The 23,963-nt window shown below is 71.0% G+C and carries 26 protein-coding genes, 1 pseudogene and 1 riboswitch; of the genes and pseudogenes, 13 read left to right on the top strand and 14 right to left on the bottom strand.

The window, feature by feature from the left end:
• Positions 1–6: 6 nt before the first annotated feature.
• Positions 7–1,248, bottom strand: coding sequence for a prenyltransferase/squalene oxidase repeat-containing protein (locus ABZ928_RS50695; protein WP_361536120.1), 1,242 nt, complete (start codon positions 1,246–1,248; stop codon positions 7–9).
• 114 nt (positions 1,249–1,362) lie between these two features.
• A riboswitch (cobalamin riboswitch) is annotated at positions 1,363–1,499 on the bottom strand.
• Positions 1,500–1,546: 47 nt separating this feature from the next.
• Between ABZ928_RS50695 and ABZ928_RS50690 the strand changes: the two genes are divergently transcribed.
• Complete coding sequence (locus tag ABZ928_RS50690) at positions 1,547–2,197, top strand: phosphotransferase (protein ID WP_361536118.1); 651 nt, start codon at positions 1,547–1,549, stop codon at positions 2,195–2,197.
• A 33-nt stretch (positions 2,198–2,230) separates the two neighbouring features.
• Here the strand turns inward: ABZ928_RS50690 and ABZ928_RS50685 are convergent, their stop codons facing one another.
• Both ABZ928_RS50685 and ABZ928_RS50680 read right to left on the bottom strand, forming a co-directional pair.
• A complete protein-coding gene (locus tag ABZ928_RS50685; RefSeq protein ID WP_361536116.1) occupies positions 2,231–2,713 on the bottom strand; it encodes a nuclear transport factor 2 family protein in 483 nt (160 codons plus the stop codon).
• A 60-nt stretch (positions 2,714–2,773) separates the two neighbouring features.
• Positions 2,774–3,811 carry an MBL fold metallo-hydrolase gene (locus ABZ928_RS50680; protein ID WP_361536114.1) on the bottom strand — a complete coding sequence of 346 codons (1,038 nt, stop codon included), beginning with the start codon at positions 3,809–3,811 and terminating at the stop codon, positions 2,774–2,776.
• 188 nt (positions 3,812–3,999) lie between these two features.
• Between ABZ928_RS50680 and ABZ928_RS50675 the strand changes: the two genes are divergently transcribed.
• Positions 4,000–5,457, top strand: a complete 1,458-nt coding sequence (locus ABZ928_RS50675; RefSeq protein ID WP_361536112.1) for an aldehyde dehydrogenase — start codon at positions 4,000–4,002, stop codon at positions 5,455–5,457.
• A gap of 6 nt (positions 5,458–5,463) precedes the next feature.
• Positions 5,464–5,697, top strand: a complete 234-nt coding sequence (locus ABZ928_RS50670; RefSeq protein WP_361536110.1) for a ferredoxin — start codon at positions 5,464–5,466, stop codon at positions 5,695–5,697.
• Positions 5,698–5,706: 9 nt separating this feature from the next.
• Here the strand turns inward: ABZ928_RS50670 and ABZ928_RS50665 are convergent, their stop codons facing one another.
• Genes ABZ928_RS50665 through ABZ928_RS50655 form a run of 3 tightly spaced genes read right to left on the bottom strand, consistent with a single transcriptional unit; the run spans position 5,707 to position 7,070 of the window.
• Positions 5,707–6,144: a PIN domain-containing protein gene (locus tag ABZ928_RS50665; RefSeq protein ID WP_361536108.1), complete on the bottom strand. Its 438-nt coding sequence runs from the start codon at positions 6,142–6,144 to the stop codon at positions 5,707–5,709.
• Positions 6,141–6,410, bottom strand: a complete 270-nt coding sequence (locus ABZ928_RS50660) for a CopG family transcriptional regulator (protein WP_361536106.1) — start codon at positions 6,408–6,410, stop codon at positions 6,141–6,143. The genes ABZ928_RS50665 and ABZ928_RS50660 overlap by 4 nt, the downstream gene beginning before the upstream one ends.
• Before the next feature lie 39 nt (positions 6,411–6,449).
• Positions 6,450–7,070, bottom strand: a complete 621-nt coding sequence (locus tag ABZ928_RS50655; protein ID WP_361536104.1) for a TetR family transcriptional regulator — start codon at positions 7,068–7,070, stop codon at positions 6,450–6,452.
• A gap of 209 nt (positions 7,071–7,279) precedes the next feature.
• On the opposite strand from ABZ928_RS50655, the gene ABZ928_RS50650 reads away from it, so the two are divergent.
• From ABZ928_RS50650 to ABZ928_RS50640, 3 genes are read left to right on the top strand one after another with little or no spacing between them, the layout of a single operon-like run.
• Complete coding sequence (locus ABZ928_RS50650) at positions 7,280–8,659, top strand: glycosyltransferase family 4 protein (RefSeq protein ID WP_361536102.1); 1,380 nt, start codon at positions 7,280–7,282, stop codon at positions 8,657–8,659.
• A complete protein-coding gene (locus tag ABZ928_RS50645; protein ID WP_361536100.1) occupies positions 8,653–9,387 on the top strand; it encodes a class I SAM-dependent methyltransferase in 735 nt (244 codons plus the stop codon). Before ABZ928_RS50650 ends, ABZ928_RS50645 begins: the two co-directional genes overlap by 7 nt.
• Positions 9,384–10,454: a prenyltransferase/squalene oxidase repeat-containing protein gene (locus tag ABZ928_RS50640; protein ID WP_361536098.1), complete on the top strand. Its 1,071-nt coding sequence runs from the start codon at positions 9,384–9,386 to the stop codon at positions 10,452–10,454. The genes ABZ928_RS50645 and ABZ928_RS50640 overlap by 4 nt, the downstream gene beginning before the upstream one ends.
• 10 nt (positions 10,455–10,464) lie before the next feature.
• On the opposite strand, the gene ABZ928_RS50635 is transcribed toward ABZ928_RS50640, so the two are convergent.
• Complete coding sequence (locus ABZ928_RS50635; RefSeq protein ID WP_361536096.1) at positions 10,465–10,755, bottom strand: hypothetical protein; 291 nt, start codon at positions 10,753–10,755, stop codon at positions 10,465–10,467.
• 120 nt (positions 10,756–10,875) lie between these two features.
• Here ABZ928_RS50635 and ABZ928_RS50630 point away from each other — a divergent pair, with 120 nt between their 5' ends.
• Positions 10,876–11,421: a hypothetical protein gene (locus ABZ928_RS50630; protein WP_361536094.1), complete on the top strand. Its 546-nt coding sequence runs from the start codon at positions 10,876–10,878 to the stop codon at positions 11,419–11,421.
• Positions 11,422–11,425: 4 nt separating this feature from the next.
• On the opposite strand, the gene ABZ928_RS50625 is transcribed toward ABZ928_RS50630, so the two are convergent.
• The 3 genes from ABZ928_RS50625 to ABZ928_RS50615 form a co-directional block, all read right to left on the bottom strand.
• Positions 11,426–12,436 carry an LLM class F420-dependent oxidoreductase gene (locus ABZ928_RS50625; protein ID WP_361536092.1) on the bottom strand — a complete coding sequence of 337 codons (1,011 nt, stop codon included), beginning with the start codon at positions 12,434–12,436 and terminating at the stop codon, positions 11,426–11,428.
• Positions 12,437–12,543: 107 nt separating this feature from the next.
• Positions 12,544–13,311 (bottom strand): hypothetical protein, encoded by a 768-nt coding sequence (locus ABZ928_RS50620; protein ID WP_361536090.1) that lies wholly within the window; start codon positions 13,309–13,311, stop codon positions 12,544–12,546.
• Positions 13,312–13,511: 200 nt separating this feature from the next.
• On the bottom strand, positions 13,512–14,468 hold the full coding sequence (locus ABZ928_RS50615; protein ID WP_361536088.1) for an N-acetylmuramoyl-L-alanine amidase: 957 nt from the start codon (positions 14,466–14,468) through the stop codon (positions 13,512–13,514).
• Between the two features lie 130 nt (positions 14,469–14,598).
• On the opposite strand from ABZ928_RS50615, the gene ABZ928_RS50610 reads away from it, so the two are divergent.
• Positions 14,599–14,802, top strand: a complete 204-nt coding sequence (locus ABZ928_RS50610; protein WP_361536086.1) for a chaplin family protein — start codon at positions 14,599–14,601, stop codon at positions 14,800–14,802.
• Between the two features lie 13 nt (positions 14,803–14,815).
• Here the strand turns inward: ABZ928_RS50610 and ABZ928_RS50605 are convergent, their stop codons facing one another.
• Both ABZ928_RS50605 and ABZ928_RS50600 read right to left on the bottom strand, forming a co-directional pair.
• Positions 14,816–15,466 (bottom strand): class I SAM-dependent methyltransferase, encoded by a 651-nt coding sequence (locus tag ABZ928_RS50605; protein WP_361536084.1) that lies wholly within the window; start codon positions 15,464–15,466, stop codon positions 14,816–14,818.
• Positions 15,467–15,567: 101 nt separating this feature from the next.
• Positions 15,568–17,304 (bottom strand): MFS transporter, encoded by a 1,737-nt coding sequence (locus ABZ928_RS50600; protein ID WP_361536082.1) that lies wholly within the window; start codon positions 17,302–17,304, stop codon positions 15,568–15,570.
• A 231-nt stretch (positions 17,305–17,535) separates the two neighbouring features.
• Here ABZ928_RS50600 and ABZ928_RS50595 point away from each other — a divergent pair.
• From ABZ928_RS50595 to ABZ928_RS50585, 3 genes and pseudogenes are all read left to right on the top strand, one after another.
• Positions 17,536–18,045, top strand: a pseudogene (locus tag ABZ928_RS50595) (SigE family RNA polymerase sigma factor); the annotation flags it as partial.
• 158 nt (positions 18,046–18,203) lie between these two features.
• Positions 18,204–19,055, top strand: a complete 852-nt coding sequence (locus tag ABZ928_RS50590; RefSeq protein WP_361536080.1) for a hypothetical protein — start codon at positions 18,204–18,206, stop codon at positions 19,053–19,055.
• A gap of 252 nt (positions 19,056–19,307) precedes the next feature.
• Positions 19,308–20,060, top strand: coding sequence for a class I SAM-dependent methyltransferase (locus ABZ928_RS50585; RefSeq protein ID WP_361536078.1), 753 nt, complete (start codon positions 19,308–19,310; stop codon positions 20,058–20,060).
• A 71-nt stretch (positions 20,061–20,131) separates the two neighbouring features.
• Here the strand turns inward: ABZ928_RS50585 and ABZ928_RS50580 are convergent, their stop codons facing one another.
• Positions 20,132–20,764 carry a response regulator transcription factor gene (locus ABZ928_RS50580; protein WP_361536174.1) on the bottom strand — a complete coding sequence of 211 codons (633 nt, stop codon included), beginning with the start codon at positions 20,762–20,764 and terminating at the stop codon, positions 20,132–20,134.
• Between the two features lie 95 nt (positions 20,765–20,859).
• Between ABZ928_RS50580 and ABZ928_RS50575 the strand changes: the two genes are divergently transcribed.
• On the top strand, positions 20,860–21,360 hold the full coding sequence (locus tag ABZ928_RS50575; RefSeq protein ID WP_361536076.1) for an amino acid transporter: 501 nt from the start codon (positions 20,860–20,862) through the stop codon (positions 21,358–21,360).
• Between the two features lie 148 nt (positions 21,361–21,508).
• Here the strand turns inward: ABZ928_RS50575 and ABZ928_RS50570 are convergent, their stop codons facing one another.
• Positions 21,509–22,786 carry a sensor histidine kinase gene (locus ABZ928_RS50570; protein WP_361536074.1) on the bottom strand — a complete coding sequence of 426 codons (1,278 nt, stop codon included), beginning with the start codon at positions 22,784–22,786 and terminating at the stop codon, positions 21,509–21,511.
• A gap of 287 nt (positions 22,787–23,073) precedes the next feature.
• On the opposite strand from ABZ928_RS50570, the gene ABZ928_RS50565 reads away from it, so the two are divergent.
• Positions 23,074–23,931 (top strand): MaoC/PaaZ C-terminal domain-containing protein, encoded by an 858-nt coding sequence (locus ABZ928_RS50565; protein WP_361536072.1) that lies wholly within the window; start codon positions 23,074–23,076, stop codon positions 23,929–23,931.
• The last annotated feature ends 32 nt before the right edge of the window (positions 23,932–23,963 follow it).

Below are 23,963 nucleotides of genomic sequence, written 5' to 3'. Positions count from 1 at the left end.
CGGGGGTCACTGCTCGCGCTTCCGGCCGCGGAGCATGAGGGCGGAGCCGATGAGGGAGCCGAGGAGGAGACCGCCGCCGACGGTCCAGGCGACGGTGAGGGCGCCGTCGTCATCGTCCTCGTCGGTGTTCGCCTCCAGCAGGGGTTCCTCGTCCAGGGTGGGTACGTGCTCGGGCTTCGGGCCGGTCGCGTTCAGCAGGGTGACCAGGTTCTTGCCGCCGAACTCGCGCGGGTCCACGCCGCCGGCCCGGGCGGCGAAGATCAGCTGGGCGTACGCGGCCGGGCCGCTCTGCGCGGCCCACTTCAGGGCGTGGGTCTCCAGCCAGTGAACGGACGCGGCGGCCTCGTCGTTGAAATCGGCGGCGGAGAGGGCGACCACGGCGTCGGCCGTGTTGCCGTAGTCCGGCTGGTCCTCGGCGCCGGGGAGCGCGGACTTAAGGTACTTGTCCTTGGCCATGGTCCCGGCGAGGTACGAGGCGCCGTTGTGGACGGCCCGCTCGAAGTCCCGGGGCTTCTCGCAGGACTTGGAGGCCTGCTCACCGCCGAGGAGGAAGATCTGAGGCTGCCCGCCCAGGCCGCTGAGCACGGCCGCCGCCGTGGCGTCCGCGTTGGCGACGAGCTTGCCCTTCTTGTCGGGCTGGTAGGCGAACGCGCCGCCGTCGCCGGTGCAGGGCAGGGCGAGCTTCAGCAGGGCGTCGGAGGGGGTCTTGCCGTCCTTCTCGAACGACTTCATCGACCCGGTGCCTGTCATGCTCGCGGCGAGGATCGCGTCGATGACGACGGACGTGGAGTTCGCGTCGGTCGCCCCGCCCGCCGTGTAGCCCCAGCCGCCGTCCTCGTTCTGCACCGACTTCAGCCAGGCGAGCCCCTTGCGTACCGCGTCCTCATGCTGGCTGGTGACCGTGGCGAGCGCCTGGACGGCCGCGGCCGTGCTGTTGGTGTCGACCATCACCTTGGCGTCGCAGGGCTTGGTGGTGTCCGCGCGGAACGCCGGGAAGGCGCCGCTCGCGCACTGCTGCCCGGCCAGCCAGTCCTCGGCCTTCTGGGCGGGGATCACGCCCTGCCGGTTCAGCGCCAGCAGCGTCAACGACTGCCGCCACACCCCGTCGTACGTCGGATCCCCCGCCCCGTACAACCCCTCGGGTATCGCCACCGACGGTGAGGGAGAAGGACTCGCGGCCACGGCCGGTGCGGCCGCCCCGATCACTGCGGTGGCGGCCAGGACCGCGGCGCTGCGGCGGACGTTCATGATCGGCGGGTGCCTCTCCCTGAAGGGGAGCCGGGCAGCACGGGACACCCCGGCGGCTCGGCTCCGTATGCCTCGACGGTGCCGTGCAGCGGCCGTTGCCGATGCACGTGAGCCGGTCACTAGAACCGTGCGGGGCGATCCGGCTCGCCGTCCCGGGGAGTGGGGCGGCTCACGGTTGCGGGTCAGCGCCGGATTTGCACCGGCTTCCCCCCGTACGGGTGTGATGACGACCCGGCCACTCTACCGGCACGTAACAAGCCCCCTGAGAGGCGGCTGTGCGCCGGGTAGGTTCACCGGCATGGGGATCGCGACGGGGAGACGGATCGGCTCGGGGCGGGCCTCCGACGTGTACGAGATCGACGCGGCGTGGGTGCTGCGGCGCGCCCGGCACCCGTACGGCGACGCGCTCGCCGAGGCGGCCGTGATGGAGCGGGTGCGGGGGCATGGCTACCCCGTGCCCCGGGTGCGGGTCGAGGACTGCTCGCGGACCGACCTCGTCATGGAGCGGCTGTACGGGCCGACGATGCTGGGCGCGTTCGCCGCCGGGCGGATCGGGCCTCGGGAGGCGGGGGAGGAACTGGCCGGGCTGCTGCGGCGGTTGCACGCCATCCCCGGGCGGATCGTGCATCTGGACCTGCATCCGGACAACGTCATCCTCACCCCCGACGGGCCCTACGTCATCGACTGGGCCAACGCCGAGGAGGGCGACCCCGGCCTCGACTGGGGCATGTCGGCGGTGATCCTCGCCCAGGTCGCCGTGGGCGACGAACCCTTCGCGGAGGCGGCGGGCTCGATGCTGGCCGCGCTGCTCGCGGATCCCTCGGGGGCGACCGGGGAGGGGCTGGCGGAGGCGCGGCGACGGCGGGCCGTCAACCCGACGATGAGCCGCCGGGAGGTCGAACTGCTCGGTGAGGCGGAGGAGTTGATCAGGTCGTACTGGCCGTCGTGAAGGCCGAAGTGAAGGCCGTCGTGGCAGCCTCGACTACGCGCTCACCGCTGACGCCTGAGGCGTCGGTCCCCCGAACGGCAGATGCAGCGCACGCGACGCCAGCAGCCAACTCCCGTCCCCCGTACGCCGGAACGTGTCCTCGTAGTGCCCGACCTGGACCGGCGCGCCGGGCGGCACGATGCCGCCGCCGTAGCCGTCGACCCGGTACGTCGTGAAGTACGAGGTCGCCGACGCCGTCTCCGAAGACGTCACCGTGACCAGGACGTTGGACATCACGCGCCGCGACAGCCGGTCCTCGGGGCGCGACCCGAAGTACTCGCGCAGTGCCGCCCGCCCCTCGAACCGCCGCCCGTCCCCCGGCGTGGGCCACTCCCAGCTGCCGTCCTCGGTGAACAGCTCGGCCACGGACCCGGGGTCGCCGATGTCGAGGCGGTGGACGAAGTCGAGGACGAGGCGCTCACAGGCGCGCTCGGCGAGGAGCTGCTCCAGAGGGTCCAGAGAGTTCAGAGGGTCCATGGTCCCCTTGTTAGCAGCGCCGCCGCACGCCCCGCGAGCCGATTACACCGCCACGTACGTCTACACCGCCACGTACGTCACCGGCTCGCTCCCCGTCACCGCCTCCGCCCGCCCCAGCTTCACCAGCCGCCGCAGATGCGCCTCGGCCTCCGAGACCGCGATGTTCCTTGATCCGTAGGGGATTTGGTCCCAGGGCCGGTTCCACTCCATGCGCTCGGCGAGCTGCCAGGGGGTGAGGGGTTCGACCAGCAACGTCAGGAGGTCGCCGAGGCGTTCCTCGTGGTGGGCGAGCAACTCCCGTACGCGGCCCGCCGCGTCGGTGAAAGTGTGCTGGTGGGCCGGGAGCACCTCGGCGGGGGCGAGGCGGCCGACGCGTTCGAGGGAGTCGAGGTAGTCGCCGAGGGGGTCGGTGACGGTGGTGTCGTCGGGGTCCTCGTACAGGCCGATGTGCGGGGTGATCTCGGGGAGGAGATGGTCGCCGGAGAACAGGCGGCCGTGGCCCGGGAGTTGGGCGGGATGCTCCTCCTCCAGGTGCAGGCAGACATGGCCGGGGGTGTGGCCCGGCGTCCAGATCGCGCGCAGACGGCGGCCCGGGAGGGGGAGGAGTTCGCCGGGGACGATCTCGCGGTCGGGGACGGCGGGGGAGAAGCCGGGGAGCCGGCGGGGGCGGGCCGTGCGCAGCGGGGCCACGTGGGCTTCCGGGGCGCCGGCCGCCGTGAGCTTGGCCGACATGTACGACAGCCAGCGGCTCGCGTCGGTCTCGCGGGTGCGGCGGACGATCGCCGAGTCCGCCTCGTGCATTGCGATCCAGGCGCCGGAGGCCTCCCTGACCTTGCCGGACAGGCCGTGGTGGTCGGGGTGGTGGTGGGTGATGACCACTCCGTGGATCTCCCCGGCCACCGTCCCGAGCGCGGTCAGCCCCGCGGTGAGCGTGTCCCAGGACTCCGGGTCGTCCCAGCCCGTGTCGACCAGCACCGGACCTCGGTCGGTGTCGACGACGTACACGAGCGTGAAGCCCAGGGGGTTGTCGGGGATGGGTACATGGATGGAGCGGACGCCGCCGCCGTGGTCGGTGACCTGTGGTGCGAGCTGTGTCATGGGCTCCCCCGTCTCCGCGTTCTCGCCACTATAACTAGAACGGGTTTCGATGGGAGCCCAAGTCACCTGTCGGCAAAGGATCATTGTCGGCTCGTCCATGTGAGCTCTGTGGACTCCTCCGAGGGGAACTGGTATCAGTTCCGGTATCTGATGAACCGTCAGAGTCAGCTCCCGGGGAGGCAGTCGCCATGACCGAGCTCGTGGAACACGGACAGCTGTTCATCGGCGGGGAGTTGACCGACCCCCTGGGCAAGGACGTCATCGAGGTGATCTCCCCGCACACCGAGGAGGTCATCGGACGCGTCCCGCACGCGTCGCGGGAAGACGTGGACCGGGCCGTGGCGGCGGCGCGGCAGGCGTTCGAGGAAGGACCCTGGCCGCGGCTGACGCTCGACGAGCGCATCGAGGTCGTCGGCCGTATCAAGGACGGCATCCTCGCCCGGCACGAGGAGATGGCCCGCGTGATCTCCTCCGAGAACGGATCGCCGTACTCCTGGAGCGTCCTCGCGCAGGCGCTCGGCGCGATGATGGTGTGGGACGCGGCGATCACGGTCGCGCGGAACTACACGTACGAGGAGCAGCGCGACGGCGTCCTCGGCAAACTCCTCGTCCGGCGCGAACCGGTGGGCGTCGTCGCGGCCGTAGTCCCTTGGAACGTCCCGCAGTTCGTGGCCGCCGCGAAGCTCGCGCCCGCGCTGCTGACCGGCTGCACGGTGGTGCTGAAGCCGTCGCCCGAGTCGCCGCTGGACGCGTATCTCCTCGCCGAGATCACGCGCGAGGCCGGGCTGCCGGAGGGCGTGCTGTCGATCCTGCCCGCCGACCGTGAGGTCAGCGAGTACCTGGTCGGGCACCCCGGCGTGGACAAGGTCTCCTTCACCGGCTCGGTGGCGGCGGGCAAGCGGGTGATGGAGGTGGCCTCGCGCCATCTCACGCGCGTGACACTGGAGTTGGGCGGCAAGTCCGCGGCGGTGGTGCTGCCGGACGCGGACATCGAGACCTCCGTGCCCGGGATCGTCTCGGCGGCCTGGATGAACAACGGCCAGGCGTGCGTGGCCCAGACCCGCATCCTCCTCCCGCGCTCCCGCTACGACGAGTTCGCGGACGCCTTTTCGGCGGCGGCGAGCGCGCTGGTCGTCGGCGACCCGCTGGACCCGGCGACGCAGGTGGGGCCGCTGGTGGCCAAGCGGCAGCAGCAGCGCAACCTCGACTACATCCGCATCGGCCAGGAGGAGGGCGCGAAGATCCTCACGGGCGGCGGGCGTCCGCCGGGCCTGGACCGCGGCTGGTACGTCGAGCCGACCCTCTTCGGCGACGTCGACAACTCCATGCGGATCGCCCGCGAGGAGATCTTCGGCCCGGTGATCTGCCTGCTGCCGTACGGCGACGAGTCCGAGGCGCAGAAGATCGCCAACGACTCCGACTACGGGCTCAGCGGCAGCGTGTGGACGGCGGACGTGGCGCACGGCATCGAGTTCGCGCGGGGGGTGCGGACGGGCACGTACAACGTCAACACCTTCAGCCTCGACATGCTGGGCCCGTTCGGCGGCTACAAGAACTCGGGCCTTGGGCGGGAGTTCGGCCCCGAGGGCTTCGGCGAATACCTCGAACACAAGATGATCCACCTCCCGGCCGGCTGGGAGGCGTGAGCGGCCATGGGTGACCGCTGGCAGGTCGAGGTCGATCGCTCCATCTGCATCGGCTCCGCCCAGTGCGTCCACCACGCCCCCGACGGCTTCCGCCTCGACACCGGCCGCCAGTCCCATCCCGTCGACCCGGAGACCGACGCCAACGAGAAGGTCCTGGCGGCTGCGGAGAGCTGCCCGGTGGAGGCGATCGTCATCACGCTGCTGGGGACGGGGGAGCCGGTGTTCCCGCCGGAGGAGTAGGGGCGGGCCTCACAGGTCGTCGGGCAGCACGCGGAAGTGGGTGTGGGCCGAGCTGATCGGCCGCAGGGCGCGGAAGTCCCGCAGGTCCCGGGTCAGCACGGCGTCCGTCTGGTACTCGGCGGCCAGGCACACGTTCACCGCGTCGACGAGGTCCAGGTTCAGGGAGTCGTACCGGGAACGCACGGTCACGGCTGTGTCCAGGAGGTCCGGAGTCACTTCGGCGAGGGCGAGGCGCAGTTGCCGTACGCGCTGGGAGAGCGAGCGGAGGACCGCGTCGGCGGCACCGCGTCCCGCACGGGCGGTGACGACGTGGTGCACCTCGGTCAGGGCCGGCGGCGTGGCGACCAGGAGGCTGCACTGATCGGCTGCCTTCCGGGCCGCCAGGTGGTCCGGGTCGGAGCGGTTGAAGAGGCAGAGGAGACCGGAGGTGTCGGCGACCGCGATCACCCGGCCCGCTCCCCGGCCTGGCGGTCACGGCTGTCGTGGGCGGAGGTCACCGCGGCCCGGATGTCGGCCGACGCGACCGGGCCGCCCAGGTCGAAGGTCTCCTCGTCGGAGAGGAAAGGCTCGTCCCAGACGCGAGTGGCCAGGGCCATGCGGTGAATGCCTTCGCGGATTATCTCGGCCTCGGAGACACCCATGCGGGCGGCGGCCTCCTTGATCAGGGTGAGGTCCTCTTCGTCGGCATAGACATTGGTGCGCTTGAGTCCCATCACTTCATGGTACAGGTCATGTACCAGGTGAGTGCGGGGTCAGTTCCCGGTGTCCGCCGTCGTCAGGTCGATCAGGCGGCACACCGTCTCGATGTCGATCTTGACCTGGGCGATGGAGGCGCGGCCCGAGAGCCAGGTGATGAGGGCCGAGTGCCAGGTGTGCTCGATGACGCGGACCGCGGACAGCTGCTGCGGCGTCGGGTCCGCGAGGCCCATCGCGTCGAGGATGATCACCGTGGTCTGGCGGGAGACCTGGTCGACCTCGGGGGAGACGCTGCGGTCGGCGAAGGTGAGGGCGCGGACCATCGCGTCGGCCAGGTGGGGCTCGCGCTGGAGGGCGCGGAAGGCGCGCATCAGGGTCTCCGCGACCCGCTCCGCCGCCGACTCGCCCTGCGGCGGCTTCTTCCGCAGCGTGCCGTGCATGTGCTCCAGCTGGTCCTGCATCGTGGCGACCAGCAGATGGATCTTGGACGGGAAGTACCGGTACAGCGTGCCCAGCGCCACCTGCGAGGACTCCGCGACCTCCCGCATCTGCACCGCGTCGAAACCACCCCGGCTCGCCAGCTGCGCGCTCGCGTGCAGGATGCGGCGACGGCGGGCCTCCTGCCGCTCGGTGAGAGGCGGGGAGGCAGGTCGCTGGGTGCTCACTTCCGCAGGCATGGATCCCGTTCCGTGACGGTCGGTGAGGGTGAATGATCACACAGCATGGCAGGGACCTCGGCCGTGGCGTGAATCACCTGATCCACTGCTCACCGCGCCCCTACCTGCCGGTAGATTCAGAGCCTCTTGAACGATCAAGTCTGAAACTTGTTCTAGATTAGCGTCCCGGCGTAATCTCGCGGGAAATAGCAGGGAGAAGGGGGCCCGGAGTGACCGCTGAGGCCAGTCAGGCGGGGTCCCAGGAGGACCCGGCAGCGGACGGCGAGCGACCGCTCAACATCGCACTCCTCACCTATAAGGGAAACCCGTTCTGCGGCGGCCAGGGCGTCTACGTCCGCCACCTCTCCCGCGAACTGGCCCGCCTCGGCCACCGCGTCGAGGTCATCGGCTCCCAGCCGTACCCGGTCCTCGACGAGGGCGCCGACTACGCGCACCGCCTCTCCCTCACCGAACTGCCCAGCCTCGACCTGTACCGCTCCCCGGACCCCTTTCGCACCCCGGGGCGCGACGAGTACCGCGACTGGATCGACGCCCTCGAAGTCGGCACGATGTGGACGGGCGGCTTCCCCGAGCCGCTGACGTTCTCGCTCCGCGCCCGCCGCCATCTGCGCGCCCGGCGCGGCGAGTTCGACGTCGTCCACGACAACCAGACCCTGGGATACGGGCTGTTGGGCGACATCGGCGCCCCCCTCGTCACCACCATCCACCACCCCATCACCGTGGACCGCCAGTTGGAGCTGGATGCGGCGGAGGGCTGGGGCCAGCGCTGGGGCAAGCGCCGCTGGTACGCCTTCACCCGGATGCAGAAGCGCGTCGCGGTCCGCCTCCCCTCGGTCCTCACCGTCTCCGGCACCTCCCGCCAGGAGATCATCGACCACCTCGGCGTCCGCGACGACCGCCTCCACGTCGTCCACATCGGCGCCGACACCGACCTTTTCTCGCCGGATCCCTCGGTACGGAAGATCCCCGGCCGCATCGTCACCACCTCCAGCGCCGACGTCCCCCTCAAGGGCCTGGTCCACCTCGTCGAGGCCCTCGCGAAGGTACGGACCGAACACCCCGACGCCCACCTGGTCGTCGTCGGCAAACGCCCCGAGGAGGGCCCGGTCGCCACGACCATCGAGCGATACGGCCTCGGCGGCGCCGTCGAGTTCGTCAAGGGCATCTCGGACGCCGAACTTGTCGACCTGGTCCGCTCGGCGGAGGTCGCCTGCGTCCCCTCCCTCTACGAAGGCTTCTCCCTCCCGGCGGCGGAAGCCATGGCCACCGGCACGCCCCTCCTGGCGACGACCGGCGGAGCGATCCCGGAGGTCGCGGGCCGGGACGGGGAGACGTGCCTGGCCGTACCACCGGGGGACTCCGGGGCACTGGCATCCGGCCTGGGCCGACTGCTGGGCGACCCCGGGCTGCGGGTACGCCTCGGCCGCGCCGGCCGTGAGCGCGTACTGGAGAACTTCACCTGGGCCCGGGCCGCCGAGGGCACGGTGGCCAGGTACCGCGAGGCGATCGGCGCCCCCGCGACCTCGACCTCGACCGATCACTCCGCCGCCCCCACAAGCACCTATTCCGAAAGCAGGGCCACGTGCTGACCGTCGACTTCTCCCGGTTCCCGCTCGCCCCGGGCGACCGCGTCCTGGACCTCGGCTGCGGCGCCGGCCGGCACGCGTTCGAGTGCTACCGGCGGGGCGCCCAGGTCGTGGCCCTCGACCAGAACGCCGAGGAAATCAGAGAGGTCGCGAAGTGGTTCGCGGCGATGAAGGAGGCGGGGGAAGCCCCTGAGGGCGCCACCGCGACGGCCATGGAGGGCGACGCCCTCGCGCTTCCCTTCCCGGACGAGTCCTTCGACGTCGTGATCATCTCCGAGGTCATGGAACACATCCCGGACGACAAGGGCGTACTCGCCGAGATGGTCCGCGTGCTCAAGCCCGGCGGCCGCATCGCCATCACCGTCCCGCGCTACGGCCCCGAGAAGATCTGCTGGGCGCTGTCCGACGCCTACCACGAGGTCGAGGGCGGCCACATCCGCATCTACAAGGCGGACGAACTGCTGGCGAAGATCCGCGAGGCGGGCCTGAAGCCGTACGGCACCCACCACGCGCACGCGCTGCACTCGCCGTACTGGTGGCTGAAGTGCGCGTTCGGCGTCGACAACGACAAGGCGCTGCCGGTGAAGGCGTACCACAAGCTCCTGGTCTGGGACATCATGAAGAAGCCGCTCGCGACCCGGGTCGCCGAGCAGGCCCTCAACCCCCTGATCGGCAAGAGCTTCGTGGCGTACGCGACCAAGCCGCACCTGCCCGCCGTGGACGCCCGGTGACGACCCCGCGCACCGAACACCTCGTCCTGCCCGGGGTGTTGACCGCCGAGCAGGCCGCCGCGACCGTCGCCGGCATCCTCGCCGTGCAGCGCGAGGACGGGGCGATCCCCTGGTTCCGCGGCCACCACCTCGACCCCTGGGACCACACCGAGGCGGCGATGGCCCTCGACGCGGCGGGCGAGCACGAGGCCGCCGAGCGGGCGTACGAGTGGCTCGCCCGGCACCAGAACGAGGACGGCTCCTGGTACGCCGCGTACCAGGACGGGGCGCACGACGAGGTCACCGACCGGGGCCGGGAGACCAACTTCGTCGCCTACATAGCCGTGGGCGTGTGGCACCACTACCTGTCGACGGGCGACGACACGTTCCTCGACCGCATGTGGCCGACGGTGTACGCGGCCGTGGAATACGTCCTGCGGCTCCAGCAGCCCGGCGGCCAGATCGGCTGGAAGGGCGAGGAGGACGGCACCTTCACGACGGACGCCCTGCTGACGGGTTCGTCCTCGATCCACCACGCCCTGCGCTGCGCCCTAGCGATCGCCGAACAGCGCGAAGAGCCGCAGCCTGACTGGGAGTTGGCGCTCGGCGCTCTGCGCCACGCGATCCGCCGCCACCCGGAGCGGTTCCTCGACAAGGACCGCTACTCCATGGACTGGTACTACCCCATCCTGGGCGGCGCGTTGACGGGCGCGGAGGCCAAGGCCCGTATGGAGGCGGACTGGGACCGCTTCGTCGTCCCCGGCCTCGGGGTGCGCTGTGTCGTCCCCAACCCGTGGGTGACGGGCGGCGAGTCGGCCGAACTCGCCCTCGCGCTCTGGGCGATGGGCGAGTCCGACCGCGCGCTGGAGATCCTTCAGTCGATCCAGCACCTGCGGGATCCGCAGAGCGGGCTGTACTGGACGGGCTACGTCTTCGAGGACGGGGCGATCTGGCCGCGGGAACTGACCACTTGGACGGCCGGGTCGTTGCTCCTGGCCGTGGCCGCACTGGGTGGCCATGAAGCGACGTGCGCCGTGTTCGGAGGCGAACACCTTCCGCGTGGCCTGGACCCGGACTGCTGCGCCTGAGCGTTGCGGCTCAGTGGCGGTGGGCTCGGTTGGCTATGGCGTGTCCGACGAACAAGTACACCACCGCTGCCAAGCCGTACCCGGCGACAACTCGCGCCCACGCCTCGTCGAACGTGAACAGGTCGTACGACCAGCCCGCCAACCAGCGGGCGGCGTCGTGGATGAACTGCACGAAGTCGTTCGCGCGGTTCGCGTCCAGCAGGTACATCAGAATCCACAGGCCCAGGATGAGGGCCATGATGTCGGCCACGATCGCTATGACCGTGCCGGCCGAGTTGGCACCGCTATATCGAGGGGACATAACCATCGTGTTGCCGCCATTTCCTGGATGAAACCCGAACGGGTACGCCCGGGTGGCGCACCCCACGGGCCGGGTCGACGCTGCGGGGAGAAGCTCCGCACCGCTCCCGGAGGACCACCCGTGCCCGTATCGATCCGCCGCCTCCTCGTGGCCCTGACCCTCTGCTGCGCCCTGCTCGCCACGACCACGGCCTGCGGCGGCGACGACAGTGACAGCGCCGGTGCCAGTGCCACGGCGGCGACCCCCACGACCTCGGCGGAACGGCAGAAGTTCGCCAAGACCCGGTTCGTGACGAACGCGGGCCTCGCCGCCGGAGCGACGTACCAGTGGATCGTGAAGCCGTGGCGGGCCGGGAAGTTCAAGAGCGGCGCGGACGGGCGGAGGCTGGCCCTGGTCAAGGCCGGACTGGCGGGCACCTTCGCCTACAACCGCCTCAAGGCCGCCACCCGCAATGCCCAGTCCGACCCCACCCTCGCCAAGGCGGTCGCCCCGCTCACCGCCGGGATCGACGCCCTCAAGGACCTCCCGTCGAAGCTTCGCAAGGGGGACACGAGTGTCGTCGGCTCCTTCGACGACGTCATCAACCAGGTGAAGGACGCGGGAAAGAGCGCGGGCGCGGAGGTCACGGACAAGGTGCCGTCGGCGTCCCAGCTCACCTCCGGCTAGCCGCCTAGGAGTTGAGCTCCGCCAGCACCCGCAGGGACGCGAGGTCCGGCGCCAGCGCCAGCAGATCGGTCACCGGCCCTTTGCGCCACAACTCCAGTCGCTCGGCGATGCGTTCACGCGGTCCGACGAGGGAGATCTCGTCGGCGAAGGCGTCCGGGACGGCCAACACCGCCTCCTCCCGGCGCCCTTCGAGGAACAGTCGCTGGATCCGCCGGGCCTCCTCCTCGTACCCCATCCTGGCCATCAGGTCGGCGTGGAAGTTGCGGGCCGCGTGGCCCATGCCGCCGATGTAGAAGCCGAGCATGGTCTTCACGGGGAGGAGACCCTCGCGTACGTCGTCGCAGACCCGCACCTGGGCCATGGGGGCGACGAGGAAGCCGTCGGGGGCGTCGGCGAGGGAGGCCTCGTAGACCTCGGGGCGGGTGGGGGACCAGTAGAGGGGGAGCCAGCCGTCGGCGATGCGGGTCGTCTGGGCGATGTTCTTCGGGCCCTCGGCGCCCAGGAGGATCGGCAGATCGGGGCGGAGGGGGTGGGTGATCGGCTTGAGGGGTTTGCCGAGACCGGTGGCATCCTCGCCCCGGTAGGGGTGGGAGTGGAAGCGCCCGTCGACCTCAACCGGCCCCTCGCGCCCGAGGACTTGGCGTACGACATCGACGTACTCCCGTGTCGCGGTGAGCGGCGACTTCGGGAACGGTCGGCCGTACCAGCCCTCCACTACCTGCGGCCCGGACAGCCCGAGGCCGAGCATCACGCGGCCGCCGGAGAGATGGTCGAGGGTGAGGGCGTGCATGGCGGTGGTGGTGGGGGAGCGGGCGGCCATCTGGGCAACGGCGGTGCCGAGCCTGATGGTTGTGGTGTGGGCGGCGATCCAGGTGAGGGGCGTGAAGACGTCCGACCCCCAGGACTCGGCGGTCCACACGGAGTCGTAACCGAGCCGCTCGGCTTCCTGCGCGAGCTGCACATGGGCCGGGTTGGGGTCACGCCCCCAGTAGCCGAGCGCGAGACCGAGTCGCATCGCTGCCGCCTCCTGACGGTGTGTCAGTTTGCTGGTCGGGGAGGCGACTGTACGACAACGGCCCCCCGCCCGGAAGGGCGAGAGGCCGTACGCGTCGGTCTCCGGGATCAGCCGCGCTGGATCCCCGAGGTGTCCTGAAGCACGCCACGACGGCCGTCCTGCGTCTGCGCGACCAGGTTCGGCCCGCGCTGCTCGACCGCCAGGTACCAGGTACCCGGCGCCAGTTCGGCGATCGGCGTCTGCGAACCGTCCTCCGCGAAGAGCGGCCGCGGCACCGGCACGGCGAACCAGAACGGCGAGAAGTCCGAGGCGGGAGGCGTCGGCTGCCCCGGCTGCGGCTGCCCGGGCTGCGGCCCGGTCGCACCGTACGGCTGCCCGGGCTGCGGCTGGGCACCGTAGGGCTGCCCGGGCTGCGGGGCACCGGCGCCCGGGTAGCCGTAGCCGCCGGGGGGCTGGGCGCCGTAGGGCTGGGGGGCGATGGGGCGCGGGGCCGGGATGAGGGCGGCCTGGAGGGCGGGGACCAGCGGGCCGGCGATGGCGCCGCCGGCCAGGACGAGCGCCGCGATGAAGCCGAGGATGAGACCGCCGCCGGCGCTGAGGCCGTCCGGGACGTCCACCAGCGACCAGAACAGGACCCACAGCACCATGACGGCGAACGACGCACCGACCGTGCCGAGGTCCAGACCGGCGACCTTGCGAGGCTGCGGCAGCATCCGGTTGACGGCGATCAGCGCGGCCGCGATCACACCGCCGAAGTAGACGCCGAGGCCCATGTACAGGTAATCCCACGCGTTCGGGGCCCCGCTGTAGCCGTCGGCCGTGTAGAAGCTGAGGAACGACGCGATGAACAGCAACACCGCTGCTCCGATCACCACGCCGTCGCCTCGAGTGAGGGAGCGGATATTCACTTCAGTCGGTCCTTCGTCAGTTGTCTCGTCGTCGGCATCGCTGGAGGCGTCGCTGTCACCATGTCGCCGTCAGGCCCCGGTGTGAAGCGCGGGGGTGGCCCCTCATCGTAAAGACGACCTTATCGTCCGTCCGACGAGGGTGTCCGCAGAGATCAGCCCCATGACAGTCAGCCGCGCAGGAAACTCACGATTCCTTCAGAGATCCCCCGAGCCGCCTTCTGCCGCCAGGCACCGCTCGTCAACAGTGCCGCGTCCTTGCTATCGCGCATGTTGCCGCACTCGATGAACACCTTGGGAACCGTTGACAGATTGAGACCGCCGAGGTCCTTACGTGTGACGAGTCCGGTGCCGTCGCCGACGTAGTTGGAGGGGGCGCTGCCCGTGACGCGGACGAAGTTGCCCGCGATTCGCTCGCCGAGGTCGGCGGAGGAGGTGACGATCGGGCCGGTGTTCGCGGCGCCCGCCTTGACCTTGCCGGGGAGGATGACGTGGAAGCCGCGTTGGCCGGCGCCGGCGCCGTCCGCGTGGATGGAGACGACGGCGTCCGCGTGCGCCTTGTTGCCGATCTTGGCGCGCTCGTCGATGCAGGGGCCGTAGGTCCGGTCGCCGTCCTGGGTCAACTTCACCGTGGCGCCCTGCTGTTCGAGGAGGGTGCGCAGACGGTGGGCGACGTCGAGGGTGAACTTGGCCTCGGTGTAACCGGAGTTGGTGGAGGTGCCGGTGGTGTCGCACTCCTTCCAGCCCGTGCCGATGTTCACCTTCTTGTTGATGTCGGCCGTGTGCTGGAAGTTGTTCGGGTTGTGGCCCGGGTCGATGACGACGACCTTGCCCTTGAGGGGACCGGAGGCGGCGGGGGCGGAGGTCGTGGGGGTGGGGCTCGGCTTCGCGTCGTCGGTGGCAGGGGCGCCGGACGACGTGGAGTTCGTGGTCGGCGCGCTCGATGACGTGCTTGCCGTCGGCGTCCCCACGGCCTCCTCGGAACCTCCACCGGATCCGCCCACCGCCGCATACACCAGCCACCCGAGCAACGCGCCCGGCACGAGCGCGGCGACCGCCACGGTGAGGGGACGGCGCCTGGGGCGGCGGGGCTGGGGAGGATCAAAGTCCGGGCCTACGTACGACACGCCTGCCACCCTAGCGGCGGGTCACAGGCAAGGCGGGGTGGGTGCGGCCGGGCGGGTCATTTCATCCGAACGGCACACCGGCGTCGCTCGCGGCTGGGCGGTATGCCGAGAATCGCCCATGAGATCACATATGCGAGTGATAGCGAGCGTCCTCTCCACCGTCGCCGTCACCGGGGCGGTCCTGCTGGGCGCCCCCACGGCCCAGGCCGCCTCGTTCCCCTGCACCCCGCCGGAAGACGCCTGTGCCGTCGACTACGTGTACGGTCAGCCGGGCGTCGGTACGGGGAATGTCATCCAGACCCCGGTCGACATCGACATCAACGTGAAGCCCTGAGGCCTGAAGCGCCTCAGATCCCCGCACCCACCCGCCGCAGCACACGCAGAGTGTCGGTCACCGAGACCTCCGTGAACGCTCCCGACTCCAGCGCCCGCAGATAGATCCGGTACGGCGCCTGGCCGGTGAACTCGTCCTTCGGGTCCGGGTGCACGTCGTGGATGAGCAGCAGCCCGCCCTCCGCGACATGCGGCGCCCAGCCCTCGTAGTCGGCGGTCGCGTGCTCGTCCGTGTGGCCGCCGTCGATGAAGACGAGGCCGAGGGGGGCGCCCCATACCTTCGCCACCTGCGGGGAACGGCCGACGAGCGCGACGACGTGCTCCTCCAGGCCCGCCTTGTGCAGGGTCCGGCGGAACGTCGGCAGCGTGTCCATCAGGCCGATCTCGGCGTCGACCGTCTCCGGGTCGTGGTACTCCCAGCCGGGCTGCTGCTCCTCGCTGCCCCGGTGATGGTCGACGGTGAGAGCTGTCACCCCGGCCGCGCGGGCCGCGTCGGCGAGCAGGATCGCGGAGCGGCCGCAGTACGTGCCGACTTCGAGGAGGGGGAGGCCGAGCCGCCCCGCGTCGACGGCCGCCGCGTACAGGGCGAGCCCCTCGTTCACCGGCATGAACCCCTTCGCGGCCTCGAAGGCGGCGAGGATCTCGGGCTTGGGGGCCGCGGTCATGAGCGGGGGCCTTCCGGTCGTACGAGAGTGTGGGCGCCCCATGGTGCACCACACCCCCGTCACCTGGGCGACGGGGGTGTGGTGCACGTGCTCGCTCTGCCTCAGGCGGTGACCGTCGTCTCGCCGGGCAGCGCCAGGTCCAGGTCGACCGCGCTCTCGTCGCCCGCGTGGGTCGCGGAGGAGGCGAGCGGGCCGTGGCCGGTGGCGCGGGCGGCGAGGACGTACGCGCCCTGAGCCGGTACCGCGAGGGCGTAACTGCCGTCCTCCGCCGAGAGCGTGGCCCCGGCCTGGCGGCCGCGGCGGTCGATCAGCGTGACCTTGGCGCGGGCGACGGGCGAGCCCTCGGCGTCCAGGACCCGGCCGCGGAAGCCGCGCAGGGCCTCCTCGGCGCGGGCCAGGTTCTCCTCCTCCTCGCTGCTCGCGCGCAGTTGGGGCGCGCGGTTCGGCTTCGGCAGGAACAGGGCCATCAGGAGGCCGATCGCCACGGCGCCGGTCGCGATGAGGAAGGAGACGCGGAAGCCGTGCATGGTCGGGATCTCGACGCCGTTCACGGTGTTCGCGGTGTTGGCCAGCACCATGCCGATGACGGCGCTCGACACCGACGTACCGATGGACCGCATCAGCGTGTTGAGGCCGTTCGCCGCACCCGTCTCCGAGGCCGGGACCGCGCCGACGATCAGCGCGGGGAGCGAGGAGTAGGCGAGGCCGATGCCCGCGCCGAGGACGACCGCGATGACCAGGCTCTGCCAGGCGGCGCTCATCAGGCCGAGGCCGGCGCCGTAGCCGATGGCGATGATCAGCATGCCGAGGATGAGGGTGAACTTGGGGCCGTACTTCGCCGAGAGGCGGGCGTAGACGGGCGCCGTGAACATCATCGTCAGGCCCAGCGGGGCGACCAGCAGACCGGCGACGACCATGGACTGGCCGAGGCCGTAGCCGGTGGCCGTCGGGAGCTGGAGGAGCTGGGGGAGGACGAGGGACACGACGTAGAACGAGACCCCCACCATGATCGACGCGAGGTTGGTGAAGAGGACCGCCGGGCGGGCCGTGGTGCGCAGGTCGACGAGGGGGGCCTTGGTGCGGAGTTCGAAGACGCCCCAGAGGAGGAGCACGACGGCCGAGGCGGCGAACAGGCCGAGCGTGGTGCCCGAGGTCCAGCCCCAGTCGCTGCCCTTGGTGATCGGCAGGAGGAAGAGGACCAGGCCGGTGGAGAGGCCGAGGGCGCCGAGTACGTCGAAGGAGCCCTCGGCGCGCATCGGGGATTCCGGTACGACGAGGAGGGTGAGGACGATCGAGAGGGCACCGAGGCCGGCGGCGCCGTAGAAGAGGGCGTGCCAGTCGGCGTGCTGGGCGATCAGGGCGGCGAGCGGGAGGGCGAGGCCGCCGCCGACGCCGATCGAGGAGCTCATCAGGGCCATCGCCGAGCCGAGCTTCTCGCGGGGCAGCATGTCGCGCATCAGGCCGATACCGAGGGGGATCGCACCCATGGCGAAGCCCTGGAGGGTACGGCCCGCGATCATCAGGAGCAGGTCGCTGGTGAGCGCGCTGACCAGGGCGCCGACCACCATCACCGCGAGGCTCGCGATCAGCATCCGGCGCTTGCCGTACAGGTCACCGAGGCGGCCCATGATCGGGGTGGCGACGGCGCCGGAGAGAAGCGTGGAGGTGAGGACCCAGGTGGCGTTGCTGGGCGCGGTGTCGAGGAGCTGCGGGAGGTCCTTGATGACCGGGACGAGCAGGGTCTGCATCACCGCGACGACGATGCCCGCGAAGGCGAGGACCGGGACGACCGCGCCGCTCGCTCTGCGGGTGGGTTGGTCGGTCGACGTGTGCGTCATGGAGTGGGGCCTCCCGGCCTGAGGGAAAAGGGGGGTGCAAGGGGGTACGTGGGGATGGAACCCGTGTGCCTGGGCAACTATTCCGATGCTTCGGGCAGCTAATGAATCCTTGACCTTTTCTTGGGAGAGAGTTCTGGGAGTCCTGGGAGTCCTGGGAGTTCTGGGAGTTCTCGGGAGGGAGGCAACGGTCCGAGGGGCTCATGGACTCCTTTAGACATCTAGGAGGTGCCCATGGGGGAACGGAAGCTCGCTCGGGACGAGGAGTTCCAGAGCTTTGTCATCGGCCGCTGGCCGCGGCTGATGAAGACGGCATTTCTCCTCACGGGGGAGCAGCACGCCGCGGAGGACCTGGTCCAGTCGACACTGGAACGGGCCTACGTGGCCTGGCGCAGAGTCGGCTCGGCCGACGACCCGGAGGCGTATGTACGGCGCGTGATGATCAACGCGCACGCGAGAAAACACCGCAAACGGCTCCGGGAGTTCCTGGCGCCCAAGGACGACTCCGGCCTCGTGCACGAGATCGCCGACACCGGCGACCGCATCGCCCAGGCCGAGGACCGCAACGCCCTGCTCAAGGCACTGGCCCAGCTGCCACCGCGGCAGCGCGAGGCAGTCGTCCTCCGCTACTGGGAGGACCTCACCGAGACACAGACCGCCGAGGCGATGGGCTGCTCCGTCGGCTCGGTGAAGAGCAACGCGGCGAAGGGGATCGCGAAGCTCCGGGCCATACCGGGGTTGGCGGGGATGGAGACGCGGACGGCGGCGCGGGGGACACCGGCGGCGCAGGCGACGCACGTATCAGAGGCCGGGCAGGCGGCACAGGCGGCGCCGGAGGCTCAGGCAGCACCGGCGGCACAGGCAGCGCAGGTGGCGCAGGTGGCGCAGGGAGGTCGGAAGTGATGAGCGCGGACCGGGAGACGAACCACGACATGACGAACGACGGCGACATCACCCGCCTGCTGGCCGGAGCCGCGGACGAGGTCGAGATCGGTATAGCCCCCTACCAGACGGTGCTCCAGGGCGGCCGCCGCCGCAAGGCCCGCCGCTGGGCGGTCACCGCGGCCACGGCCCTCGCGCTCGCCGCCTCCTCGGCGACGCTCGCGGTGGCGGGACTGCCGGGCGGGGACAGCACGGTGGCGCCGATGGCGACGCCCTCCGCCCCGACGACGACCGAGGGCCTGTTCGCGCCCATGCGCACAGAGATCGCGAGCGGCACGGAGAACGGCAAGGAGTGGAAGGTCCTCATCGACACCTGGGCGGCCCCCAAGACCGAGACCCAGGCCGGGGGCCAGCTCGAAGCGATGGGCGAGTCCGGCGACGTCCCCACGGGCGTGACCAAGGCCACCCAACTGATCGGCAAGAGCTCCTACCTCGTGCGCTACGTCGTCGGAGACGTGGGCACGGCGGTCATCGGCGACGACTTCATGAAGGGCGACACCACCAACGGCACCGACCTCGAGGCCGCCGCCATCCCCGCCGACCTCCCCACCAAGGGCAACCCCTCCAAGCCCGCCGGCGGAAACCCGAACCGCCTGGTCATCGGCCAGGTGAGCCACGAAGCCCAAACGGTCACCTGCACCTGGAAGAACGGCACGACGACCGAGATCGACCGGGTCCCGGAGGGGACAGAGACCAGCACCGATGAGCTGGCGATCCGCCCGGCGGAGGGTTCACCGGTGGACTGGTTCGTGTGCATGGCGCCGAAGGGGACGGAGTACAAGGCGGTGGAGGTGACGAGCGCCGGTGGGTGATGGGGGTTGGGGGTTCTGTGGTGCAGCCGCATGAAACAGGGGCGTCCGCGTAGCCGCTACGGGCCGGTTGAGGGACCTCGGCACGGGCACCGCGGCTGTTTCACCCCGCCCCCGATGTGAGGCGCCCCGGGCTGCCGTCCGGGTCCCGCACACAGCCGGACACGGCGTCGCCCAGAGGCGCCTCTACTCGACTGACCTGGGCTTCCATCCGTGCGGGGCCTAGGCTCTCGGGACTGCGAAGGGGGACTGCCGATGGACCGCCACATCCGCACGACAGAGGACGTACTCCGCCTCCTGGACGGCCTGTTCGCACCGGACGCCGACCGCTGGACGGACCGGGGCGCCGACTGGTGGGACGGCTTCTACGCGGACCGCTCCAGACCGGTGCCGTTCTTCGTGGCGAAGCCGGACGAGAACCTGGTGGCGTACGTCGACCGGGGGCTGCTGCCGCCGGGCGGTGGGCGCGCCCTGGACCTGGGCTGCGGACCGGGGCGCAACTCGCTGTACCTGGCCTCGCGCGGCTTCGAGGTGGACGGGGTGGACCTTTCGCCGAAGGCGGTCGCGTGGGCGGAGGAGAGGGCGAGAGAGGTGGGGGTGGGCGAGGGGGAGGGGGAGGGCCCCCGGTTCCACTGCGGGGACGCCTTCGCGCTCGCCGGCACGGTGCTGACAGGGCCGTACGACCTCATCTACGACTCCGGCTGCTTCCACCACCTGCCCCCACACCGCCGGATCAGCTATCTCCACCTCCTGGACCAACTCCTCGCCCCCGGCGGCCACTTCGCCCTCGCCTGCTTCGCCGCCGGCGGCATGGGCTCGGAGCTGTCCGACGTGGAGTTCTACCGGCGTGAGCGGCTGGAGGGCGGGCTGGCCTATTCGGCCGAGTCGCTGCGGTGGATCTTCTCTGACCTGACGGAGGTGGAGCTGCGAAGGATGCGGGACGAGCCGGAGGGGGCGGAGCGGTTCGGGGAGGGGTTCTTGTGGGCGGGGTTGTTCAGGCGGGGCTAGTGAGGGGGGGGCTGAGAGGCCGCTTGCCCGGCGCCGCTTGTCCGGCACCGTGAGGTGCCATGTCTCCGGGGCTACAGCCACCCCTGCTGGCGAGCCTCCCGCAGTGCCTCCGTGCGGTTGCGGGTGCCTGTCTTGCCGATGGCGGCGGAGAGGTAGTTGCGGACCGTGGACTCGGACAGGTGGAGGGCGTCCGCGATGTCGGCGACGGTCGCGCCGTCCGCCGAGGCGCTCAGGACCTCGCACTCGCGGGCCGTCAGTGGGTTGGGGCCAGCGCTGAGGGCGGCGGCCGCGAGGGCGGGGTCGATGACCGTCTCGCCGGTCAGGGCTCGGCGGATCGAGGAGGCGAGGTCTTCGACCGGGCCGTCCTTCACCAGGAAGCCGACGGCTCCGGCTTCCATCGCGCGGCGGAGGTAGCCGGGGCGGCCGAAGGTCGTGAGGATCAGGACGCGGCAGTCGGGGGACTGGTCGCGGAGTTCGGCGGCGGCGTCGAGGCCGCTCTTGCCGGGCAGTTCGATGTCGAGGAGCGCGACGTCCGGACGGTGGGTCAGCGCCGCGTCCACGATCTTGTCGCCGGCGCCCACCTGGGCGACCACCTCGATGTCCGGCTCCATCCCGAGCAGCAGCGCGAGCGCGCCCCGCATCATCCCCTGGTCCTCGGCGAGCAGAACCCTGATGGACTTCGCGGGCCGGTGGTCTCGGGGCATCTCGTTCACGGGCCAAGGGTAGGGCGCGGAGGTCGGGTGCGCGCGCTCTGTGCGGTGCCGTTCCGGTGGGCTGTGCAGGTAGGTTGCCCCAAGTGATGACAGCCGACGACGTGTTGTCCGTACTCGCCCTGCTGCGGCGGGCCGGTGCCGAGGTCTGGGTCGGCGGCGGGTGGGGGATCGACGCCCTCGTCGGGGAGCAGACCCGGGAGCATCGGGACCTCGACCTCATGCACCGGCGGGAGCAGGAGCCCGCCCTCGTCGCCGCGCTCGCCGAGGCCGGGTTCGTGGAGAGTCTCGACCAGCGGCCCGTCCGGTTCGTGATGACGGCGCCGGACGGCGGACCCGGGATCGACCTCGACCTCCACCCGCTCGTCTTCGCCACGGACGGCTCCGCGACGCAGGCCTCCTTCGAGCCGGACAGCCCATTCCACTACCCGGCCTCGTGCTTCGTCACCGGCACGATCGCCGACACGCCTGTGCCATGCCTCTCCGCCGAACAACAGGTCCACTTCCACCAGGGCTACACCCCCACGCCCCGAGACCGCCACGACATGGCCCAACTCCGCCGCGTCTTCGGCATCGCCACCCACTTCTGACTTCTGAGTCGGTGATTGGCAGATCTGTTCCGTGGCTCGGTGTGTCCCACCTGGGCTTTTCCTTGCCGTCTGTGGGACAGATCTGCCAATCACTTACCTCCCGAACCCCGGTGCCTAGGTCCCGGCTCCCGGGCCTCCGCACCCCGGGTCACGACACCCCCGCCTCCACCCCCGCCTCCACCCGCGCCGCCTCCTCAACCGGGAGCTCCGCCGTCACCGCGAAGCCCGACCGCGCCGCCGGTCCAGCCTCCAAGTGGCCGCCCGCCGCCGCGAGACGTTCCGTCAGGCCTCTCAAACCGGTACCGGGCGTCCCAGGCGTGCTGCCCCCCACGCCCCCCACGTCCTCCACGCCCTCCCCCTCCAAGACCCCCCGCCCGTCATCCTCAACCCTCAGCCGCACCCGCTCCCCCGTCCCCTCGACCGAGATCTCGCACCGCCGCGCCCCGCTGTGCCGTACCGCGTTGGTCACCGCCTCCCGCACCACCCAGCTCAGCAGGGTTTCCGTATGGGCGGCGAGCGGGGGGCCTGTGAGTCGTACGACGGGCTCGATGCCCGCGGCCTCCAGTGCCGAGCGGGCTCGGTCGAGCTCGGTACTGAGGCTGCCGTCGCGGTAGCCCGTCACCGCCTCGCGGATCTCGGTCAGGGCCTGGCGGCCGACGGACTCGATGTCGGTGATCTGGGCGAGGGCGGAGTCGAGGTCGCGCGGGGCCAGCCGCCTCGCCGCCTCGGACTTCACCACGATCACGGAGAGGGTGTGGCCGAGGAGGTCGTGGAGGTCGCGGGAGAAGCGGAGGCGTTCCTGCTCGACCGCTCGGTGGGCCAACTCCTCGCGGGCGGCGCGCAGTTCTCGTACCGCCTCGGAGAGGGAGAGGATCGCGGCGGTCACCATCGTGGACAGGAAGGTGGCGTACGCGATGCTCACCGCGCCCCAGCCGTCCCGGATGACGGAGACGGTTGTCGCGACCGCCGTCAGGGCGAGGGCTGCCCGGCCGAGCCACGGGCCCCGGGCCACCGCGCCCGTCGCCAGGCCGAGCAGCGGGAAGAAGTACAGCCAGCTGCCGCCGTAGGCGAGGGCGAGGGCGCAGGTGACCAGGGCCATCAGGAGCAGGGCCACCCGGGTCGAGGGGGCCTCGCGGGTCTGCTTCACGAAGGCGCGGAAGACCACGTAGATGTAGAGGGAGTTGAAGGTGAGCACGCCCAGGCCGCCCAGCCACGGGTGTGCGGTGCCGGCCTGGAAGAGGTTGGAGAACGCGCCCATCCCCAGCAGCAGCCAGGGCAGGAGGGTGAAGCCGGTGGGCGGCGGGCCCGGGTTCTCCAGTTCCTCCTCCAGTTCCTTCTTCAGTTCCTTCTTCTTTTCCTTTGCCGTGCCGGTCGCGCAGCACTGCGACTCCGACCGGCGGTCCCTGCGTGCGTTCCCCTGTGTCATGGCTCCAACCTACGAATCCATCCACCTGCGCGGCAGAGTCACTTGTAGGGAAACCGGCAGTACAAATGTCACCGGCCGCGGTACCGCTCGCTGTATCTGACATGCCGTCAGCAGTCTTCACAACTGTCGGGAGCTGGGCTATACAGGGGGCGCCGTACTGGAACGCGTTCTAGAACGAGCCCCACCCCGAACGCCTCCCGCACGGCCCCCTGAACGACCTCGGTGCGGCCGACGGTGCGGACGGCCGCACCGAGGTCTCCGATCCGACGAGCGAGCCCAGGAGCCCCATGCCCATCGACGCCGCCAAGGCCGTGGCCGCCGAACCCCGTACGGGCCAGATCGCCTGGAACTCCAAGGACGTGCAGCTGTACCACCTCGGGATCGGCGCCGGCATCCCCGCCACGGACCCCGACGAACTGCGCTACACCCTGGAGTCCCGTCTCCACGTCCTGCCGAGCTTCGCCACCGTCGCCGGCTCCGGCTCGCCCGGAGTGATCAGCGGACTGTCCATGCCGGGTATCGAGGTCGATCTCGCCAAGGTCCTGCACGGCGGCCAGCACCTCCAGGTGCACCGCCCCATCCCGGCGACCGGCACCGCGACCGCCACCGGCCGGATCGCCGCCGTCTACGACAAGGGCAAGGCGGCCGTACTGGTCATGCGCACCGAAGTCGCCGACGCCGAGGGCCCGTTGTGGACCAACGACGCCCAGATCTTCGTACGGGGAGAGGGCGGGTGGGGTGGTGACCGGGGACCGTCCGGACGGCTCGACCCGCCCTCCGGTGCGCCCGACCGGGTCGTCGAGCGGGCCGTCCGCGAGGACCAGGCGCTGCTCTACCGGCTCTCCGGGGACTGGAACCCGCTGCACGCCGACCCCGAGTTCGCCAAGGTCGCCGGGTTCGAGCGGCCCATCCTGCACGGGCTGTGCACCTACGGCATCACGCTCAAGGCGGTCGTCGACACGCTGCTGGGCGGGGATGTGACGCGGGTGCGGTCGTACGCCACCCGGTTCGCCGGGGTCGTGTACCCGGGGGAGACGCTGCGCGTCCGGATGTGGCACACACCGGAGTCCACCCGCGTCGCCGTGAGCGCCGTCGAGCGGGGCGACGCGCCCGTCCTCGCCGACACCGTCGTCGAACACACGTAATTCCACCCGCCGTTGAGGCTGTCTGAGGGGAG

Source organism: Streptomyces sp. NPDC046909 (genome assembly GCF_040644695.1).
Classification (GTDB): Bacteria; Actinomycetota; Actinomycetes; order Streptomycetales; family Streptomycetaceae; genus Streptomyces.
The sequence above is the reverse complement of the archived record's forward strand: the minus strand, read 5'-3'. Positions and strand labels throughout refer to the sequence as shown.

Excerpts from the sequence above, each read along its gene's own strand:
- ABZ928_RS50695 (WP_361536120.1), bottom strand. The coding sequence starts at position 1,248 with ATGAACGTCCGCCGCAGCGCCGCGGTCCTGGCCGCCACCGCAGTGATC.
- ABZ928_RS50690 (WP_361536118.1), top strand. The coding sequence starts at position 1,547 with ATGGGGATCGCGACGGGGAGACGGATCGGCTCGGGGCGGGCCTCCGAC.
- ABZ928_RS50685 (WP_361536116.1), bottom strand. The coding sequence starts at position 2,713 with ATGGACCCTCTGAACTCTCTGGACCCTCTGGAGCAGCTCCTCGCCGAG.
- ABZ928_RS50680 (WP_361536114.1), bottom strand. The coding sequence starts at position 3,811 with ATGACACAGCTCGCACCACAGGTCACCGACCACGGCGGCGGCGTCCGC.
- ABZ928_RS50675 (WP_361536112.1), top strand. The coding sequence starts at position 4,000 with ATGACCGAGCTCGTGGAACACGGACAGCTGTTCATCGGCGGGGAGTTG.
- ABZ928_RS50670 (WP_361536110.1), top strand. The coding sequence starts at position 5,464 with ATGGGTGACCGCTGGCAGGTCGAGGTCGATCGCTCCATCTGCATCGGC.
- ABZ928_RS50660 (WP_361536106.1), bottom strand. The coding sequence starts at position 6,410 with ATGGGACTCAAGCGCACCAATGTCTATGCCGACGAAGAGGACCTCACC.
- ABZ928_RS50655 (WP_361536104.1), bottom strand. The coding sequence starts at position 7,070 with ATGCCTGCGGAAGTGAGCACCCAGCGACCTGCCTCCCCGCCTCTCACC.
- ABZ928_RS50635 (WP_361536096.1), bottom strand. The coding sequence starts at position 10,755 with ATGTCCCCTCGATATAGCGGTGCCAACTCGGCCGGCACGGTCATAGCG.
- ABZ928_RS50625 (WP_361536092.1), bottom strand. The coding sequence starts at position 12,436 with ATGCGACTCGGTCTCGCGCTCGGCTACTGGGGGCGTGACCCCAACCCG.
- ABZ928_RS50610 (WP_361536086.1), top strand. The coding sequence starts at position 14,599 with ATGCGAGTGATAGCGAGCGTCCTCTCCACCGTCGCCGTCACCGGGGCG.
- ABZ928_RS50605 (WP_361536084.1), bottom strand. The coding sequence starts at position 15,466 with ATGACCGCGGCCCCCAAGCCCGAGATCCTCGCCGCCTTCGAGGCCGCG.
- ABZ928_RS50600 (WP_361536082.1), bottom strand. The coding sequence starts at position 17,304 with ATGACGCACACGTCGACCGACCAACCCACCCGCAGAGCGAGCGGCGCG.
- ABZ928_RS50590 (WP_361536080.1), top strand. The coding sequence starts at position 18,204 with ATGAGCGCGGACCGGGAGACGAACCACGACATGACGAACGACGGCGAC.
- ABZ928_RS50585 (WP_361536078.1), top strand. The coding sequence starts at position 19,308 with ATGGACCGCCACATCCGCACGACAGAGGACGTACTCCGCCTCCTGGAC.
- ABZ928_RS50580 (WP_361536174.1), bottom strand. The coding sequence starts at position 20,764 with ATGCCCCGAGACCACCGGCCCGCGAAGTCCATCAGGGTTCTGCTCGCC.
- ABZ928_RS50575 (WP_361536076.1), top strand. The coding sequence starts at position 20,860 with ATGACAGCCGACGACGTGTTGTCCGTACTCGCCCTGCTGCGGCGGGCC.
- ABZ928_RS50570 (WP_361536074.1), bottom strand. The coding sequence starts at position 22,786 with ATGACACAGGGGAACGCACGCAGGGACCGCCGGTCGGAGTCGCAGTGC.
- ABZ928_RS50565 (WP_361536072.1), top strand. The coding sequence starts at position 23,074 with ATGCCCATCGACGCCGCCAAGGCCGTGGCCGCCGAACCCCGTACGGGC.